Genomic DNA, 17,664 nt, shown 5'->3' on the forward strand with positions numbered 1-17,664 from the left:
AACATATTATCTATAGATTTGATAGACAAAAATATATTAACTTAACCGAATTACAAAATTTATTTTAGTATACTCAGGAATAATCTTAAAATACTCTGGGACAAATGGATGCCTTCGGGGCTTTTCCAAACGCAATGCCCACTGTGATTTCATGTGATCCACTTTGATAACCACTTAGCTTTGAGGTAGCAAAATCATAGGAATAACCTATTCTGAAGCGTTCATTCACATAAAACTGCGCAATGCCTACTAATGCGGCCTGGCTGCTTACATCGGTATTCTGGTATTCCTTCTTAAAAACTTTCAGGCTGGTACGGTATCCGCCACCGAGCCATATCCTGTCGCTGAAAATACCCATGATATTAAAATCAGCATTTGTAGGGCCTTTAAAGTCTTCCCTGATCATCATACTTGGTCTGATCCTCAGACCAGGCGAAACGTTAACGAGTGATCCGGCTACGAAATACAGGTGCCGGGTCCGCACGATATTATCGTCCAGCGTAGTATTCCTTCTGTAATCATCCGCAGATTTGGTATTAGACAGCAGGTCGAGCGCAGAAATACCCGCATACCAGTATGGTGTGGTATAGAAGATCCCGAACCTGAAATCCGGGGTAAGATTACTTGCAGTACCCAAAGGAACCGACTGATCTTCGCCATCAACAGTAGTAAGTTCATTTCCATTTAAACTGTATTGTGCAACACCTACACCAAGGCCAAAACTTAACCTTCTGGTATCGGCAGCATCCAACTGCAAACGAAAAGCGTAATTAGCCGTAGCAGAAGTTGAAGACTGTGCACCCAGTTTATCTGAAGTAATCTGAAAGCCTACTCCATGTTTAGTAGTCTGTGGATCTAAGATCCCATCTATTGAAATCTGTGCTGTTTGAGGGGCGCCAGAAATACCAACCCATTGATTACGCAAAGCCGTTTGTGCAAACCACTCTTCTTTGTATCCGGCATATGCCGGATTTACGCTGAGTGTATTAAATATATACTGAGAAAATTGAATGTTTTGCTGCGCGCTGCTCCTTCCGGCAGAAAAACCGATTAAGCTGGTAAACAACAACATTTTAATATAAAATTTCATTCTATCTTCTTTTCGTTATCTTTTCAGTAAGATCCATCCTTTTTTTGTCACCTCATTTGCGCTTTTTTTCAATGTGATGATGTAGTAGTAGGTTCCCTCGCTCAATCCCGATCCGTCCCATTCATCCAGGTAGTTCATTTTGCGGTAAACTTCGTTCCCCCAGCGGTTAAAAACCAGCAGGTTGATACTGTCGAAACTTTCCCTTCCAATAATTTTAAAAGTGTCGTTCTTGCCATCTCCATTGGGGGTAAACGTATTGGGAATAAATAGGTCGGTTGGTTTTACGGTGATATTCACCAATGCTGTGTTACTCACATTGCCTTTCAGATCTTTTACAGTATAGATAAAGTCATCCGGCCCCGGGTAGTCCCTGTTAGGTGTATAAATGACGGTCCCGTTTGCATTTACCTGCAGCTGTCCGTGGGTTGGGAAGCGGGTGATCAGGACACTTCCCTTATCCAAACCATGATGTGATGGCAGGTCGTTGCTGGTGAGGTCAATTGTAACGGGCTGATTTATTTTAGTATCTGCATGATCGTTTAAAGCCTGTGGCGCATCATCTATAATGTGAACCGTCGGATCATCATTGTTAGATTTCGTACCGGAGATATCGCTAACGGTACCGCCTGAAGGTGTTATTCCTGTTATCGTTGCTGTGTTCAACACCTTCCCATCGCGCTTTTCAGCATCAGTAACGGTATAGATTGACGTGGCGGTAACCGATGCACCGGCTTCGAGCACTGCAGGACTCAGATTGATTCGTTCCCTTATTTTGGCATCCACTAAATTCAGGTTGCTCAATCGTACTTTTCCGGTATTTGTAATTTTAAAAGTATAGGTGATCGTAGCAAAATCATTGCTCAGCACTCCTGTTTTTACCAGCCTGATCTCTCCTGCAGTGACAATATTTACCGCTGCAGTCGCTGACAGCAATTGCGGATGTTCCGCCGAATTTACCGTAGCCGTATTGATGATCCTGCCCGTTCCGGAAGTTGGTTTTCCAAAACCATCAATATCTGATTGAGTGACGCGGTAAACACCTGAGTATACCCATGACTCATTGGCCTCCAATATTCCGTTTCCGTTATCTCCTGAGGCGGGACCAGCCAATACACCTCCAAGGAAAGGATCTGTAACTTTCACCCTTGTCTGGTTTGCTGTAGTTGTGTTTTTCACAGTTATCGTGTATCGTACTGCATCTCCTGCTTTTCTGACTACATTCACATCAGCAGTTTTGGTAATGGCTAAACCATTGCATGCGGGAACAGTTACTGTAACCGTAAATGTTCTTCCCGGGCAGTTTCCTGAGATAGCTGTCGGAGTTATGGTATAAACGACTTGCCGGGTAGTATTGCTTAAGTTGTAAAGCGTAGTGTTGATCCTGGTTCCGGAACCATTGCTGATACCAATGACGTTACTATTTGGAGCCGCGGTCCATGTGAAGCTTGCGGGAATAGCATTACCTCCTTTGACGATATTGTTTACGTTAGCCTGTAAGTTATAATTGATAGCAGTATTACCGCAGCTCAGGTTTATCACATCATTATAACCGGCAGGTTTTGGATTGACAGTGATTGTTCCGGATAGTTGTACAGTTGCACAACTGCCTGTTGCAGTAACGAGATAGTTGAAGGTTCCTAAAGCCGCAGGAGTGCCGGAAATGGTGAACACACCTTTTGAATAGGTTCCGGAAACACCATTTGGCAGTCCGGTTGCAGTAAGCCGCGTTGCATTTGCCGCCTGGTAAGTGATATTTCTGAGATCACTATTTATGCAAACAGTTTGATGTGCTGTGGGAGCGGCCGATGTTAACTGCACTGTAGTATTAGGATTGACAGTGATTGTTCCGGAAAGGCTTGCTGATGAACAGCCACCCCGGGTAGTTACGGTATAATTAAATATCCCCGATACTGTTGGTCTGCCGCTAAGAGTAAACACACCGTTTAAATATGTCCCCATTACACCATTTGGGAGCCTCGATACGATAGCACCTGTTCCATTGCTGATTGTATAAACGATGTTTTCAATAGCGTTATTGATACACACAGACTGGCCAACGGTCCGCAAAGCAGATGTTCGTAATATTGAAACACCGGGTTTAACAGTTATTGTGAAACTCTGAGGTGTTCCTGTACATCCTGATAGGGTAACAGGAGTCACAGTTATCGTTGCAACAATTGACAAGCTGCCCGTATTTCTTGCGTTGAAACTGCCAATGTTGCCTGTTCCGGACCGCGGAAGTCCAATCTCCGGATGGTTGTTTGTCCAGTGATAAGTATTGATAGAGATATTACCAGTAAAGGCAATAGGGTTTGTTCTCATGTTATTACACAGCTGCTGATTATCCGGCCTGTTTACTTTTGCTGTTGGATTTACCTTGATCATGAAGATTTCTGGTGTGCCTATGCAACCGCTGGCAGAGGTTGGAATTACTGTGATCATTGCAGTAACAGGAACATCAGAAGTATTGATTGCCCGAAAGGCTGCAATATTTCCGTCACCTGAAGGTGCCAGGCCAATTGATGGCAAACTATTCCTCCAGTGATATGTGTTTGTAGCGATATTGCCGGTAAAGGCAATAGGGTTTGTACTCATATTATTACACAGCTCCTGATTATCCGGCCTGTTTACTTTTGCTGTTGGGTTTACTTTAATAGTGAATACTTCAGGGGTGCCGATGCAGCCGCTCGCCGATGTCGGGATTACTGTGATCGTTGAAGTCACAGGAACATCAGAAGTATTGATTGCCCGGAAGGCTGCAATATTTCCGTCACCTGAAGGGGCCAGGCCAATTGACGGCAGGCTGTTTTCCCAGTGATAAGTATTGGTAGCGAAATTGCCGGTAAAGGCAACAGGATTGGTACTCATGTTATTACACAGCTCCTGATTATCCGACGTGTTTACTTTTGCTGTTGGGTTTACTTTAATGGTGAATACTTCAGGGGCGCCGATGCAGCCGCTGGCCGATGTTGGGGTTACTGTAATCATTCCAGTCACAGGAACATCAGAAGTATTGATTGCCCGGAAGGCTGAAATATTTCCGTCACCTGAAGGCGCAAGGCCAATTGAAGGCAAACTGTTCTCCCAGTGATAAGTGTTGGTTGAGATATTGCCGGTAAAAGTGACGGCAGTAATCATTTGATTATTGCAAACCGACACATCAGCAAGTGGATTTACGGATGCAATTGGATTTACCTGCACAGTGGTTGTGCCCGTCTGAGCGTTCAAACAGGCAGTTGAACTTGCATCCTTAACACTCAACAGCTTATAGGTAAACGTCCCTGCTATAGCTGCCGGTTGATTCAACAGTACAGTCGTGTTCGCACCTGTGGTGCTAATAGCTGGCTGGGCTACATCATTAATCATATAGCTGAATGTATACGGCGCCATACCATTCGCTCCTGTAAAAGTAACCACGACAGGCGTGTTGTTCACACAAACTGCCGTTCCACCTGTCACCGTAGCCGTCGGCAAAGGATTTACTTTAAGCGGAGCCACTACGGAATAAACATCACAAGCGGCGGTAACTGACGTCACTTTAAGCATGTACTCGTTACCATTTGAGGCGGCAGGCACATTAGCAATAGTAAGGACCTTTGTAGTAGCACCAGATATTCCATTTCCATCAACTACGTTCTGCCAGCTGCCATTCGGCATACGATACATCCATTGAAAGGTGGCTCCTTCCCCAATAACCTCGGCCGAGGATATAAATGTGCCACCTTCACAAATCACAGCACCCGGAGGTTGTGCAGTAATTTTAGGCTGAACTACAGTTACCTTCACCGTACCATTTGTTGATTTGGCACCATAAACATCCATATAGTTATACCTGATGGAATAATTGGTGGTAAAAGTAGCAAGGGGAACAAACGTCAGTTTTCCTGTTGACTGAGAAAACGTATAGGTTCCCACATTAGGAACGGTTAATTCCTGTTGAACTCCCGGAATTGAAAGATCAATATCCACATTTTCCAGGTTAATGGCCCCGCCTGAATTTGGTCTGGAATCATTACTGAGGATATCAATCACCGTTGAATTGCCCTGGCAAATAGACTTATCATCATTTACAGCCTGAGGCTTATTCAATTTAGTCGGGTCAACCACCAGGCTCAGTCCCCTGATCTCGTGATAATTATTACTTCCGCCCGTGGAAGAAGAAATACCATACTTTAAACCGCTGACAGGTACAGGCTTATCATACTCATACGCGGTAATAACCGGAGTTACTGTATTTCCATGCTGAATACTCAGGTTGATGATCAATCCCCCGCCAACTCTGGGAACAAGGCTGATAAAAGCCTTACGATATCTTGAATCTGGAGAGGCAGCCCCTCTCAAACCTCCTGCAATCTCGAATCCTTCACGATTATCATTGAAGGTTTGTACAGTGGCCAGAAACTTGTAATTCTCACCGTCAGTTTCAAATCCATTACCCGCCCCTCTGAGGGTTACACTATTTGCAGCACGCCCGGGTCCGCCCTGCCGGCTCTCTCTGTTATCAGAGAAATTCCCGTACTCATCAATACCTATTCCTAAATATCCTTTGCTCACGCCCTTTACATTACCGCTGATCTGCGAATACCCTAATGAACCACCAAAACCACCAATCGAAAAATTACGGTCTGTGACCGAAGCATCAAACAGAAAAAAGCAAAGCCCGTCGGCACCATTCCCTCCATAGGTAAAATATTCAAATTCAATATTGAGTCCGTAAGTGCCCAGGAATACATCATTTGAATAAACATATCCCTTCTGACTTCCTTCCCTATTGGTAAGTCTTAGATATCCGGCTCCTATAGGATCTGATTGAGGATCAACAATTCCCATAGGAGTTGGCCCTGCAGTTAAATAGGCTTTTGGGTCCCCGCCAAACACAACATTATCCGCCGTCGCATTTTTAAAGGACTCATTATATGGAAACTGCGCAAAAACAAAAAAAGGACTAAAAAAAAGAAGGAGAAACACGAGCGGTGATAGCCTGTTGTTAAATTTCTTTTTTAAAAAAGCACCATTCAATTTATGCCCCTCAGAATAGTGCATAAACCAACCAAACCTTAATAAATTAAAAAGGAGAGGTATTTTCATATAAGCGCGGAAATACGGGTAGTCACAGCGTTTTGTTCATTGTAAATAAATCAGTTACAAAGAAGTAAACGAAATCGAATAAAATGCATCACCCTGGGGCAGACTGGAACTGAAAACAACATTTTCAAATAAGTTAATTGTTCTTTTTACTCTCAAAAATACCAACAATTATATAGCAAATCAAAATAAATAACGTTGATTTTTTGTTTTTAATAATTTTTGTGTCGAAAATCGTGTTTTAACACGATATAAGACAAATTTATTTTTTCTAAAGTTTTAAAAACGTCCTTAAAAAGAATATAAAATGCATTTTAAAAATCCAACAATTTACAAATGTAACTTTGAAATTATTAATTTACTTTATTACAGTATAATTCATGTAATACTTAACAAATAGATAACGTATACTTTATACACAATACGGGAATACAATTGCACAAAGAAATTAATCTACATAAATGGTAGTTTATATTGTTATTCAACACTTAAAAAACCAATAACAACACAAAAATATTAATTTTTGTTTCCAAATAATGTAATATGTAAATTTAAAAATTATAATTATTTGATACTGTTTTCAATAAATGAATAACACTATCATGAAATATCGAACATTAGTGCATATTGTTAATGGTAGTGCCCAATTCCCGAGTAAAAACGCCAGTCTGCATATAAGATTTACATTGACAAATCCACTCATAAATAGATTATTTTTTGTATATTTGCACAGAACGGAATACAAACACACTATTCTCTCAATACTTACTTGCTAATCAATCCATTGATTAGATTCAATTTCTCCTGGCCCCTACCGTTGGTGCCCGGGATTTAAGTTTTATTCAGGCTAGATGGATCCTTACCCTATTTAGGATCGCCTTAACAAGTAGCATCAGAGAAGAGTTATTTTTTAACTAAACCAAGGAAATTTATGGCTAAGTCTCAGGCAACCTTCATGAAAAAGCAATTAGAGAAAAACAGGCAGAAGAAAAAAGAAGATAAAGAGCAACGTAAACAAGAACGTCAACAAAATTCATCAGGCGGCGACCTGGAAAGTATGATGGCATACGTAAATGAATTCGGTGAGATCGTATCAACACCCCCGGAAAAGAAATAAAACAAAAAAAGCCTGATTCTTACGAACCAGGCTTTTTCTTTATGAAAATATCCTATAATACAGGAAGCTCTATTGAGCTCTGCCTGATTTTTTGTCTTGTCCTCTTCCGATAAGGTACCCTGCACCAGCACCGGCTACTCCGCCAATAACTGCTCCCCTACCTTTCTTCTTATCAATCAAGGCTCCGCCTAATCCACCCGCACCAGCGCCAATAACTGTTCCAAGTGCTGCGCTGCTCCATCCTTTTTTCTTTTTGGTTGTTGTTGTAGTAGTGGTTTCAGATCCTGTACCCGCCATTCTGGCCGCAGGAGCATTTTCAGCAGCTCTTGCTTCAGATAACATTAATACCCTTTTTTCTTCCGCTTCTTTTGCCTCTTTCACAGCAAGCTCTTTTTGAGCTACTTCTGCTTTTTTGAAGCTATCTACTCTCATACTGTCTCTTGTAGCTTTTATAGCGGCTTGTCTGATAGCCTCTTCTTTTTTAGCATTAGAACATGCCGACATTGCCAGGACAATCCCAAATACTGCTATTAACTTTTTCATCGTGTATCTTTTTTAGTTAGAGAATTAAATTCTATACAGGCATTTACTAAAATGATGCCAAGATTGTTACAATTTCAAGAAACAATCCGGCTCCATAAAACTTATTATATAAAAACCCATTGTTATGTAAGAAAAGACGCTTCCTATTTATCCATCAGCGGCGAATGTCCCCGTTCTTCAGCCGTATCATGATCGTCATCTTCTCCGTCAGGATTGTGTGAGATCCGGTCATTATCGTTGTCCAGATTGACGTTATAGCGTGAATCATCTGAAGAATGATCGGCATCTAATCCCAGATTATCATTTTCTTCTGAATCATATCTTTTCTTTTGCTCTTTTTTTTCCGGATTACCGCCTACTTTTTGCTGCATATTTGACATAAAGACATTCCTTGATGATGATTACAACAAAAAAAGGATGGCTTGGTTTGCTAAAATATACTCCTCAAGGAAGAATAAGCAATTAAGATTTTGGATATTAATATCCAATTGATTATTTTCACAGCGAAATTTATAATAATAATATGCGTACAACAGGAAAAGTTAAATGGTTTAATTCTGCAAAAGGGTTTGGTTTTATAACTCCAGAAGATGGAGGAAAAGATATTTTCGTACATTTCTCTGCAATTGCAGGTGATTCATTCAGAGAACTGAATGAAGGTGATAATGTGGAATTCGAATTGAATGACGGTAAAAAAGGCCCTGAGGCTTCTAATGTAACTGTTCTTTAAGATTAATTCGTCAAAATATTAAAAGGGGTATGCATCGCATTACCCCTTTTTTATGCATTTATATTTAATATTTTAACAAAGCCAGCATCATAAATGGACACTTCAGAAAAAGAGATCAGTATCCTTGGCTGCGGATGGTACGGTTTAGCAATGGCCAAAAAACTAATAGAGAACGGTTATACAGTAAAAGGATCAACCACTACACCAGAAAAACAAATCGTATTAAAAGAATCCGGAATTATTCCTTACCTGGTCAATTTCCAGCAGGAGGCTGAAAGTTTTGATGTCGGATTTTTCAGCTGCCCAATACTGATCGTTTGCATTCCTCCAAAAAGAAGTTCTGCTGAGCAGCATACCTTCCTCTCAAAAATCACAAAGATTGCCGATGCAGCATCCACAAGTAAAGTATCGCAGCTGATATTTATCAGTTCAACATCTGTTTATGGCGACATCAATGGACAGGTAGATGAAAATATGGTCCCACAGCCTGATACTGACTCAGGGAAAGCAATCCTATCTGCAGAGCTTTTATTAAAAGATACACCGGGTTTTATGACAACAATCATCAGGTTTGGTGGCCTCATTGGCCCTAACCGGGATCCGGGAAGATTTTTTGCCGGTAAATCAGACATCCCAAACGGAAATGCACCTGTTAACCTCATCCACCTCTCAGACTGTACCGGAATTACCCTCAGCATCCTTCAAAATCGAGCCTTCGGCTATACCTATAATGCCTGCTCGCCACAACATCCTGGCCGCTCTGCATTTTATACAGAAGCCAGCGTAAAATCAGGTCTGGAGCGCCCTCATTTTAAAGATGAGCTACTGAACTGGAAACAGGTAAACAGCATAACGATACCCAAAATCCTGAACTATGATTTCGTAGTCAAACTAAATAGTATTGTCATCCAATAAAATAGAAATCTATACTAAATCAATTTACGGAATTACCCGTCGTTAGCTTTAAAAATGATATATTGCTAATCTTTTAACTCCTATTTACTTGAATGGAAGCAGTTTTAAAGAAGCTTTCAGAGAAATAACATACAGACAGATGAAATTAACGATATGGGGCGCGGCGAAACAGGTTACAGGAAGTATGCACCTGCTTCAGTCGGAAGATTATAATATACTGATTGACTGCGGGCTGGACTACGAAAAGGATACTTATCAGGAAGAAAACCAGTATTTCCCCTTTGAACCTTCCACAATCGACGTCGTGATTTTAACTCATGCACATGTTGACCACTCCGGAAATTTACCTACACTGGTTAGGATGGGTTTTGCAGGTCAGATCCTTTGTACGCCTCCTACCGCAGACCTCACCGAGTTATTGTTAATGGACTCCGTAAACATATTTCTGAGCAAACAAAATAGGAGATCTAAAGGTAAAAGAGCCGGATCAGGCCCAAAACCACTTTATCTCCATAAACATGTAATGGACACTGTTGAACGTTTTGTAACGATCTCGTTCGACAAAGAATTCAGCCTCAACCCCAATGTTTCCCTGAAGTTTATTCCTGTAGGACATTTACTAGGCGCAGCAGCGGTGGTGCTGACCCTCCTGGATAAGGGGCAGGAAAAGAAAATTGCTTTTACCGGCGACATCGGCCGTAAGAATTATCCTGTGCTGGTAGACCCGCAGGCCCTTCCTCCGGTAGATTACCTGGTCTCTGAGTCTACATATGGCGGGAGAGTGCATAGTAAAGATACTACGCTGGAACAGAAGCTGGTAGATACTATCAATGAGACCTGCGTTAAATTCCCGGGACGGCTGATCATTCCCGCATTTAGTATCGGCAGAACACAGGCCGTGGTTTATTCTCTCAATAAGATCTTCAGCGAAGGTCTGCTCCCCCCGGTAAAAATATTTGTAGACAGCCCGCTGGCAAGTTTTGCCACTGATGTTTACCGTAAGTACCATCACCTGCTCAATGAGGAATCGCAGGATTTCTACAGGCGCAAAGGCGATGAGTTTGAGTTTGAGGAACTCTCTTATGTACAGGATAAAAGAGAAAGCATCTCTATATCCAATTACCATGAACCCTGTATCATTATCTCTTCAGCCGGTATGCTGGAAGGTGGCCGTATACAGGACCACTTGTACTATAATATCCAAAATTATTATTGTACCATCTTATTTATAGGTTATTGTGCAAAGGGAACACTCGGAAACCGTCTGCTGCGCGGAGATCCTATCGTCCGGTTACGCCACCGTGACCTGATGGTTTTTGCTACGATAAAACAAACAGACCTGCTCAGCGGACATGGCGACCATGATGATCTTCTGGCAAACGTAACACAGCAGGATCCCGGCACCCTTAAAAAAGTATTCCTTGTGCATGGCGAAGCTAAAAGTCAGGAAAGCCTGGCCCGTGCAATTAATGAAGCCGGATATGAGGTAAGCATTCCCGAAAAGGGAGAAGTGTTTGATTTATAACGAAGTACCGAACCCCAATAAAATATACTGACCAGGGTTAATCCGGTACAGCGGGTGTATCCGGCAGATTTCAGGAAAGGACTGTTTTAACGGCTTTTGACACTCTGGCAATATCCTGGAACATGTCCACAGCACTTTCTTCAGCCAGCTGGTGATCAGTTTCAGGTACACTCGTATTCAGCACCTTAACAAAGGTCTGCCAGTTAGGTATCAGGTTTTGTGCATAAACGTTGTAATAGTTTAAGCTTAGATTGGCAAATGCCGAATTTGCCCGAAGTTTCTTTTGTATAACACTGCCACCGAGCGTAGCCCCTTCCAGTACGTACATAGCACCTAAAGAGGCAGCATTACGATGATCTTTAAGGTCAAATTCGAAAGCAATGGCATCAAGAATTTTTTTCTCCATATTCATTTCCGCCAGGTCCATTTCCAATGCATTGAGCTTATTCCTGCTGTCAATATCAAGACTATCCCTGATTTCCCCATCCAGGGCATCGTGAAGTTTTGATTCTACTGCTGAATGTATAATATAATTTGTAGCCAGCAGCGTTTTGTATTGTTCAAGGGTTAAAGTTTTATTCATGATCTCATGAACGTACATGAGTTCTTCCAATTCATCGTGATGGGCACTTGTAGCGGACTTTAATTTTTCCTGAAGCATAAGAGCATATTAAGCGGTGACGTTGTAGACAATGTAAAGGTAATAATTATGCGGTAAAATCAAGCGATGTTTCTGTTCTGGTTAAACCAGAAATCATAGAGCGATTGTACACAGATGATCAGGTTGTGATATCCGTTCGGTTTGGTGAGAAATGCATTTGCACCAATTTCCAGTGATGTTTTTACATCATTCAAATCATCTGAGGTAGAAAAAAGTATTACAGGCACGTATTTAAAATACGGAATTTCTTTGATACGTTTCAGTACGTCCAAACCAGATATCCCGGGTAAATTTAAATCCAGTAAAATAAGTTTTGGCCTGTGTTTCTCCTCGGCATAGCGATGTAACATTGCAATGGCAGAATTTCCATCCTCAACTATACTTACCGTCAGGTCATCACTAACTTCTTTTACAGCGTATTGCATAATGAATGCAAAATCCTTATCATCTTCTATGTAAAATATATCCGGAGACACTTGCATAATTATTTTCTGAAGGCTACGTAAAAAATTGTGCCAACTTTCAGTTCGCTCTCAAACCAAACCCTGGCGTTGTGCTTTTCCACTATACGTTTCACTATCGCCAGGCCCACGCCTGTCCCCTGGATATCTTTAACGTTTTCCATCCTTTTAAAAAGTTCAAATACCTTATCGTGATGACTGATGTCTATTCCAATACCATTATCCTCCACCTTATAAATAATTTCGTCCCCTTCCCTTACTCCTTCTATATGTACCAATGGATGTGCTGAACCAACACTGTATTTTACGGCGTTCCCGATTAAATTTGTAAAAACCTGACTCACAAGAAGCTCAGCACCCTTTATTGAAGGAAGTTCGCCGAAGGTCAGCAATACATGACCTGCATTCATAGAAGAAATAACTTCAGCAGCACTTTCCCTGACGATCCGGTCCATATCTAAACTCACAAATTCCATGTCGGCCCTGCCTACCCTTGCAAGCTTTAGAATCTCGTTGATCAGGAAGTTCATTTTATCAGCTCCGGCCACCACCCTTCCCAATAACAGTTTTCCCTGCTCATCTAATGATTTATTTGATGCGATTACCAATTCGGTATAACTCTTAATTGAAGTAAGCGGTGTACGCAGATCATGGGAAATCGTGTAGCTAAAGGTGTCCAGTTCTTCATACGCACGCCGCAGCCGTTCATTTAAGATCCTGATCTCGCCAGCCTTCTTCGTAATCGCATTGATGATCTTATCTCTTAACTTCATCACATTGGAAACTTCAGACCGGGTCCATTTCAATGCGGTATTCTCCACCAGCTGGGAAAAGATCTTGAATGAATTTCTCGGAGAAAGATTCAGCAGTCCGTTTTCAGCAGTTACTACAGGCTTCTCAGGATTTCCGGCCCAATTCACAGAAGTGATCTTTTCGGGCCTGAACCAAATAATGATTTCATTCATTTCCTTTGAGATCATCGCTGAAATGATCCCGCTGGCATTTTTTTTATATTCTTTAGCCGGATGAAATACCTCTGGCAAACGATGGGTATAATAAACAGCATCCTCCATGGTGATCATCAGCCAATCCACCAGCTCCCTTATTTGTGCCTCATCGGGTGTCTCACCTACCGTCGAGATCTCGCTGTCAAATAATACTGCTGCGCCCGTAGCCCCTATAATGTCTTTTATCGTATATTCCTGGCCAGTCAGGGCAAAAAGCAGGTCTTCGTCTTTTGTGAGGTGAAGACCAATCCGGTTGATGGCCAACTCGTTAGTGTTCGACTGCTGCTCCAGTTCTTCATCTTCCTTGTACGCTAAAGCTGATGAAACAATCTTGCCGATCAGTTTAACTCCTTCCCGTGCCCTGTAATCTATAAATTTAGGGCTATAATTATGACAGGCAACCAAGCCCCATAATTCTCCCTGAGCCATCAGCGAAATACTGAAACTGGACTCTACGCCCATGTTTTTAAGATACTGTATATGTATTGGGGAGACCGCCCTGAGCGCCGAGTGCGTAAGATCAAGAGGTTTACCCTGTTCATAAGTAAGGATCGGTGAACTGTCAGCATTCACATCAGCAATGATCCTGGTATAATTCAATTTATACAGCTCCCTGGCCTGCCTGGGAATATCGGAAGCAGGATAATGCAGTCCGAAAAATGGTTCCAGGTCTTCGTTCTTCACCTCTGCAATGACCTCTCCATGCCCGTCTTCCAGAAATCTGTAGATCATCACGCGGTCATAATTAATGATCTCCTTTATTTCCTCAGCGGTATTATGTAACATCGACCTCAGAGTTTTACCTTTCAGAATTTCTGAAATCGACTTGCCCACCTGGTTTTGTATATCGTATTCTAAAGTTACGGGCTCAAATTCAAGCATACAGGAATCCGTAGATACCGATATGATCAGATAATAATCAGCACCATTAATCTTAACCGGATAAGGATTGATCGCCTCGTAATTCTTTTTTGCATTCCCGAGATGAATTAGCTGTAACAACGCCCCGTTTTTTTCGGATAGCCCTGCCATCTGTTCAAATTGCCCGATGGAGGTACCTAACAAAGCTTTAGCCTCAAGAGGAACAAAATTTATACAATTTTCGCTTGCATATGTAATGTTAAAAGAGGCACTATCTACCGCAAGCACAAATCCATGGGATTGTATTCTTCCTGGAATATGGATAGGCTCCCTATCGCAATTGGTCAGATCAATGTTATTCAAATTCATAGTTATTAATGCAAAATAATTCGCGTTACAAAACTATTAGAATTTATTAATCAGCGTTATTGTTTTAAAAATTATCAAAAATTGTTGAAGGTTAATCCAGCAACACCTGAACAAAAATTAAGTATGAGTGTACCATATTCCTGATTAGCGTAAACAATAGGTAAACAAATCATTAAATAATGAGCTGAAATTTGTGTTTTGTAGCAAATACTATACAGTTGATTGACGTTTAAAGCAGGAAAGTCAGATTTTAAATAAAAATAATAATCATAACTAAACAGTTCATTATGAATAGATTTCAGTTATAATTCACATTGGTAATCTCTTTGGCAGGATTATTACGTGTAGCCTAATCATTCAGTACAAACTGGATGCATTTAATATCTAACTATACAATAAAATGAACTCAAAAATTACAAAATCGGCGTTGATATTATCCCTTGTAGGATTATCAACTTCTTTGTTTGCTCAGGACATGACTTCTGACTCAACAAAACGTTTCGACAAAAAAGAATTCCGCACCTGGTCAATAGGACTTAACGGAGGAATTTTATCGCACTATACTCCTTTCAACGGGAGCTCAAATGGTGATTTCCGCACTCCACAGGAGAGCTGGGGATATGGAGGTTATATCAAGAAACAAATTGTACCGGGATTTGGTATCCAGGCTGACTTCCTTGCTGGTAAAGTAAAAGGTTTCAGATCTAATGTTTTGCCTTCTCCAAGTGCAGCTCAGGACAACAGTAGTTTTGAAACTAAGATCGACTGGTCAGCAGCAGTAAGTGCAAACTTTACGATCGCTAACCTGAGCTTAAATCAAAAACGTAATTTCTTGTCTCCTTATGTAACTGCAGGTGCTGGTTACATGTCTTCAAGTGCTAACGTTCAGAACACTCCGGCAGGCGCAAGTACAGGATACAACGAAAACTGGTTTGTACCAGTTGGAGCAGGTTTCAAATTGGGTGTATCTAAAGGTGTGAACATCGATCTAGGTTATACAGTTAGCTTCGTGAAAAGTGATAATTTTGATGGGGTACGCAGCGGAAGCAATGATAAGTTCTCTTACGCACATGCAGGTGTTGAGATCGCCTTGGGTAAAAAAGGAACTTCTCAATTACAGAACTACAGCCCTATTGCAGCCATTCGCGAAGAAAGTGCAGCTGAAAGTGCTGAGTTAAGAAGAGCATTGTCTACATCTGAGCAAAACAGACTGAGAGATCAGGAGCAATATGCTAAAGATATGGGCGATGATGATATGGATGGTGTAGCAAACAAATTTGATAAATGCCCGGGAACTCCTGCAAACACAGTGGTTGACGGTGCAGGTTGTCCTTTAGTTGCCCCTAAACCAGTAATCAGAGAAAAAGTGATCATCACTGAATCGGATCGTAAAGTGGTAAGCGAAGCGATCAGGGATCTTGAGTTTGACTTAGGAAAATCTACAATCAAAGCAACTTCATACAATACTTTAAATAGGGTTGCTGCTTTATTGGTAGAGAAAAACTTCAGCCTGAAATTAGCAGGACATACTGATAACACTGGTTCTATGGCTTTAAACTTACGTTTATCGAAAGACAGAGCAGAGGCAGTTAAATCTTATCTTGTATCTCAGGGTGCTAATCCTTCCCGTATAGAAGCTACAGGTTATGGTCCAAACCAACCTATCGCTACTAACAAGACTGCCGAAGGCCGTCAGAAAAACAGAAGGGTTGAGTTTACTTTATACTAGTAGATCAAACCTCTTTATAAAAAAAGACCTGCAAATTGCAGGTCTTTTTTTATTGGAATTATATTTAACATTCAGGCGAACTTTCACCGGCAATTTAATTCCTAAAGTTCAGGCCAGGTTTCACCTTTCAAATTTAACACTCCGGTTTCAGCATTCAGGTATACAATAACGGTCATTTTATCCTTTTGCTCAGTGTCAATGGCACTGCAGGCGCTAAATTCTTCCAGCACATATTCCAGCCTCATACTCGTCAGCCCGTCATCCTTTATTACCATGCTTCCGGGACTGACCATCACCCTGCTTACCTTCTCACGCGGATAATAAGCCTGCAGCATATAGCCCAGCTGATCAGCATGTTCGTCAATAATCTCTGTCAGCACTCCGGCTGAAAAATCAAGATCTTGCGCCAATGATTCACGCTGCTCCGGAGATAGTTTTATTTGATATGATGATTCCATAACGTGATAGGATTATACCAGTGTTGCCAGGGCTTCTTTACTGAATCCTTTAAGCTCTTCCGTTTTACCTTCAATCACTTTTTTCGCCCATTCAGGGTCTGCCAAAAGCGGTCTTCCTACACCTACAAGGTCAAAATCTCCCCTATCCAATCTTCTCAACAATTCATCTAGTGATGCCGGCTGAGAAGCTTCGCCCCTGAATGCCGCCATAAACTCGCCGGTTAATCCTACTGATCCCACTGTAATTGTTGCAGCACCCGTCAGCTTTTTAGCCCATCCTGCAAAATTCAGGTCTGATCCCTCAAATTCAGGTTCCCAGAAACGTCTTTGTGAACAGTGTAAGATATCTACACCAGCATTAACCAATGGGTTCAGCCAGGCTTCCATTTCTATCGGAGTTTTTGCCAGTTTATAATTATAATCCTGAGGTTTGAATTGTGAAAGCCTGATGATCACAGCAAAATCATTCCCTACCTGCCTGCGCACTTCTTTGATCACTTCAATACCAAAACGGCTGCGTTCAGGAAGAGTTGCGCCGCCATACTGGTCGGTACGCTGATTTAGCTCATTCCAGAAAAACTGGTCGATCAGGTACCCGTGTGCCCCGTGTATCTCTACACAGTCAAACCCAAGTCTTTTTGCATCCGCCGCTGCACGTCCGTATGCCAGGATTGCCTCTGTGATATCCCTCTCTGTCATTGCCTGTCCCTTTTTCTCACCCGGATTGACAAATCCTGAAGGTCCTTCAAACGGAGCGGGTGGAATCCATCCCGAATGGTGGTCTGCCATAATACCCATATGCCAGATCTGCGGCCCCATTTGCCCATGGGCACCATGTACACCATCAATCACCTTTTGCCAGCCTGCCAAAGCATGCTCACCATAAAAATGAGGGATGTTTGCATCATTTGACGAAGAGGGACGGTCAATCACTGTTCCTTCAGAGAGAATAAGCCCCACATCTCCTGCTGCCCTTTTACGATAATAATCCGCTACATCTAAAGTCGGTACGCCATCAGGCGAAAAAGAACGTGTCATAGGCGCCATGACTATTCTGTTCTTCATATTTAATGTTTTCAGTTTAAATGGCTGAAACAAGCTATTTATATTCAT

The 17,664-nt window shown here is 41.7% G+C and carries 14 protein-coding genes; 5 read left to right on the forward strand and 9 right to left on the reverse strand.

The features are described 5' to 3' along the window. Positions 1 to 85: 85 nt before the first annotated feature. Together BLW16_RS06890 and BLW16_RS06895 are read right to left on the reverse strand one after the other, a co-directional pair. Entirely contained in the window at positions 86 to 1,090 is a 1,005-nt protein-coding gene (locus BLW16_RS06890; RefSeq protein WP_090555831.1) for a PorP/SprF family type IX secretion system membrane protein, read from the reverse strand. 15 nt (positions 1,091 to 1,105) lie between these two features. Beyond that, positions 1,106 to 6,178 (reverse strand): PKD-like domain-containing protein, encoded by a 5,073-nt coding sequence (locus BLW16_RS06895; protein WP_090555832.1) that lies wholly within the window; start codon positions 6,176 to 6,178, stop codon positions 1,106 to 1,108. 928 nt (positions 6,179 to 7,106) lie between these two features. Between BLW16_RS06895 and BLW16_RS06900 the strand changes: the two genes are divergently transcribed. After that, complete coding sequence (locus BLW16_RS06900; protein WP_090555833.1) at positions 7,107 to 7,292, forward strand: hypothetical protein; 186 nt, start codon at positions 7,107 to 7,109, stop codon at positions 7,290 to 7,292. 69 nt (positions 7,293 to 7,361) lie between these two features. Here the strand turns inward: BLW16_RS06900 and BLW16_RS06905 are convergent, their stop codons facing one another. Further along, a complete protein-coding gene (locus tag BLW16_RS06905; RefSeq protein WP_090555834.1) occupies positions 7,362 to 7,835 on the reverse strand; it encodes a glycine zipper 2TM domain-containing protein in 474 nt (157 codons plus the stop codon). Positions 7,836 to 7,978: 143 nt separating this feature from the next. Continuing rightward, positions 7,979 to 8,206 carry a hypothetical protein gene (locus BLW16_RS06910; protein ID WP_139298271.1) on the reverse strand — a complete coding sequence of 76 codons (228 nt, stop codon included), beginning with the start codon at positions 8,204 to 8,206 and terminating at the stop codon, positions 7,979 to 7,981. Positions 8,207 to 8,358: 152 nt separating this feature from the next. On the opposite strand from BLW16_RS06910, the gene BLW16_RS06915 reads away from it, so the two are divergent. From BLW16_RS06915 to BLW16_RS06925, 3 genes are all read left to right on the forward strand, one after another. Beyond that, positions 8,359 to 8,565 (forward strand): cold-shock protein, encoded by a 207-nt coding sequence (locus BLW16_RS06915; RefSeq protein ID WP_037438206.1) that lies wholly within the window; start codon positions 8,359 to 8,361, stop codon positions 8,563 to 8,565. A gap of 93 nt (positions 8,566 to 8,658) precedes the next feature. Beyond that, positions 8,659 to 9,480: an SDR family oxidoreductase gene (locus BLW16_RS06920; RefSeq protein ID WP_090555836.1), complete on the forward strand. Its 822-nt coding sequence runs from the start codon at positions 8,659 to 8,661 to the stop codon at positions 9,478 to 9,480. Positions 9,481 to 9,619: 139 nt separating this feature from the next. Next, positions 9,620 to 11,005: an MBL fold metallo-hydrolase gene (locus BLW16_RS06925; RefSeq protein WP_090556136.1), complete on the forward strand. Its 1,386-nt coding sequence runs from the start codon at positions 9,620 to 9,622 to the stop codon at positions 11,003 to 11,005. A gap of 70 nt (positions 11,006 to 11,075) precedes the next feature. Here BLW16_RS06925 and BLW16_RS06930 read toward each other — a convergent pair whose 3' ends face one another. The 3 genes from BLW16_RS06930 to BLW16_RS06940 are packed head-to-tail and all read right to left on the reverse strand — an operon-like array spanning position 11,076 to position 14,364. After that, the gene (locus tag BLW16_RS06930; RefSeq protein ID WP_090555837.1) at positions 11,076 to 11,666 is read right to left on the reverse strand and encodes a biliverdin-producing heme oxygenase; all 591 of its coding nucleotides are present in this window, start codon (positions 11,664 to 11,666) and stop codon (positions 11,076 to 11,078) included. 59 nt (positions 11,667 to 11,725) lie between these two features. Next, entirely contained in the window at positions 11,726 to 12,142 is a 417-nt protein-coding gene (locus BLW16_RS06935; RefSeq protein WP_394332009.1) for a response regulator, read from the reverse strand. Between the two features lie 8 nt (positions 12,143 to 12,150). Continuing rightward, entirely contained in the window at positions 12,151 to 14,364 is a 2,214-nt protein-coding gene (locus tag BLW16_RS06940) for an ATP-binding protein (protein WP_090555839.1), read from the reverse strand. Positions 14,365 to 14,764: 400 nt separating this feature from the next. Between BLW16_RS06940 and BLW16_RS06945 the strand changes: the two genes are divergently transcribed. Further along, entirely contained in the window at positions 14,765 to 16,093 is a 1,329-nt protein-coding gene (locus BLW16_RS06945) for an OmpA family protein (protein ID WP_090555840.1), read from the forward strand. A 101-nt stretch (positions 16,094 to 16,194) separates the two neighbouring features. On the opposite strand, the gene BLW16_RS06950 is transcribed toward BLW16_RS06945, so the two are convergent. Then, positions 16,195 to 16,551, reverse strand: a complete 357-nt coding sequence (locus BLW16_RS06950; protein ID WP_090555841.1) for a hypothetical protein — start codon at positions 16,549 to 16,551, stop codon at positions 16,195 to 16,197. 12 nt (positions 16,552 to 16,563) lie between these two features. Next, positions 16,564 to 17,664, reverse strand: a complete 1,101-nt coding sequence (locus tag BLW16_RS06955) for an NADH:flavin oxidoreductase (RefSeq protein WP_090555842.1) — start codon at positions 17,662 to 17,664, stop codon at positions 16,564 to 16,566.

The organism is Pedobacter hartonius, assembly GCF_900107535.1.
Lineage (GTDB): Bacteria > Bacteroidota > Bacteroidia > Sphingobacteriales > Sphingobacteriaceae > Pedobacter > Pedobacter hartonius.

Excerpts from the sequence above, each read along its gene's own strand:
- BLW16_RS06955 (WP_090555842.1), bottom strand. The coding sequence starts at position 17,664 with ATGAATATAAATAGCTTGTTTCAGCCATTTAAACTGAAAACATTAAAT.
- BLW16_RS06905 (WP_090555834.1), bottom strand. The coding sequence starts at position 7,835 with ATGAAAAAGTTAATAGCAGTATTTGGGATTGTCCTGGCAATGTCGGCA.
- BLW16_RS06925 (WP_090556136.1), top strand. The coding sequence starts at position 9,620 with ATGAAATTAACGATATGGGGCGCGGCGAAACAGGTTACAGGAAGTATG.
- BLW16_RS06940 (WP_090555839.1), bottom strand. The coding sequence starts at position 14,364 with ATGAATTTGAATAACATTGATCTGACCAATTGCGATAGGGAGCCTATC.
- BLW16_RS06915 (WP_037438206.1), top strand. The coding sequence starts at position 8,359 with ATGCGTACAACAGGAAAAGTTAAATGGTTTAATTCTGCAAAAGGGTTT.
- BLW16_RS06950 (WP_090555841.1), bottom strand. The coding sequence starts at position 16,551 with ATGGAATCATCATATCAAATAAAACTATCTCCGGAGCAGCGTGAATCA.
- BLW16_RS06900 (WP_090555833.1), top strand. The coding sequence starts at position 7,107 with ATGGCTAAGTCTCAGGCAACCTTCATGAAAAAGCAATTAGAGAAAAAC.
- BLW16_RS06945 (WP_090555840.1), top strand. The coding sequence starts at position 14,765 with ATGAACTCAAAAATTACAAAATCGGCGTTGATATTATCCCTTGTAGGA.
- BLW16_RS06895 (WP_090555832.1), bottom strand. The coding sequence starts at position 6,178 with ATGAAAATACCTCTCCTTTTTAATTTATTAAGGTTTGGTTGGTTTATG.
- BLW16_RS06920 (WP_090555836.1), top strand. The coding sequence starts at position 8,659 with ATGGACACTTCAGAAAAAGAGATCAGTATCCTTGGCTGCGGATGGTAC.
- BLW16_RS06910 (WP_139298271.1), bottom strand. The coding sequence starts at position 8,206 with ATGCAGCAAAAAGTAGGCGGTAATCCGGAAAAAAAAGAGCAAAAGAAA.
- BLW16_RS06930 (WP_090555837.1), bottom strand. The coding sequence starts at position 11,666 with ATGCTTCAGGAAAAATTAAAGTCCGCTACAAGTGCCCATCACGATGAA.
- BLW16_RS06890 (WP_090555831.1), bottom strand. The coding sequence starts at position 1,090 with ATGAAATTTTATATTAAAATGTTGTTGTTTACCAGCTTAATCGGTTTT.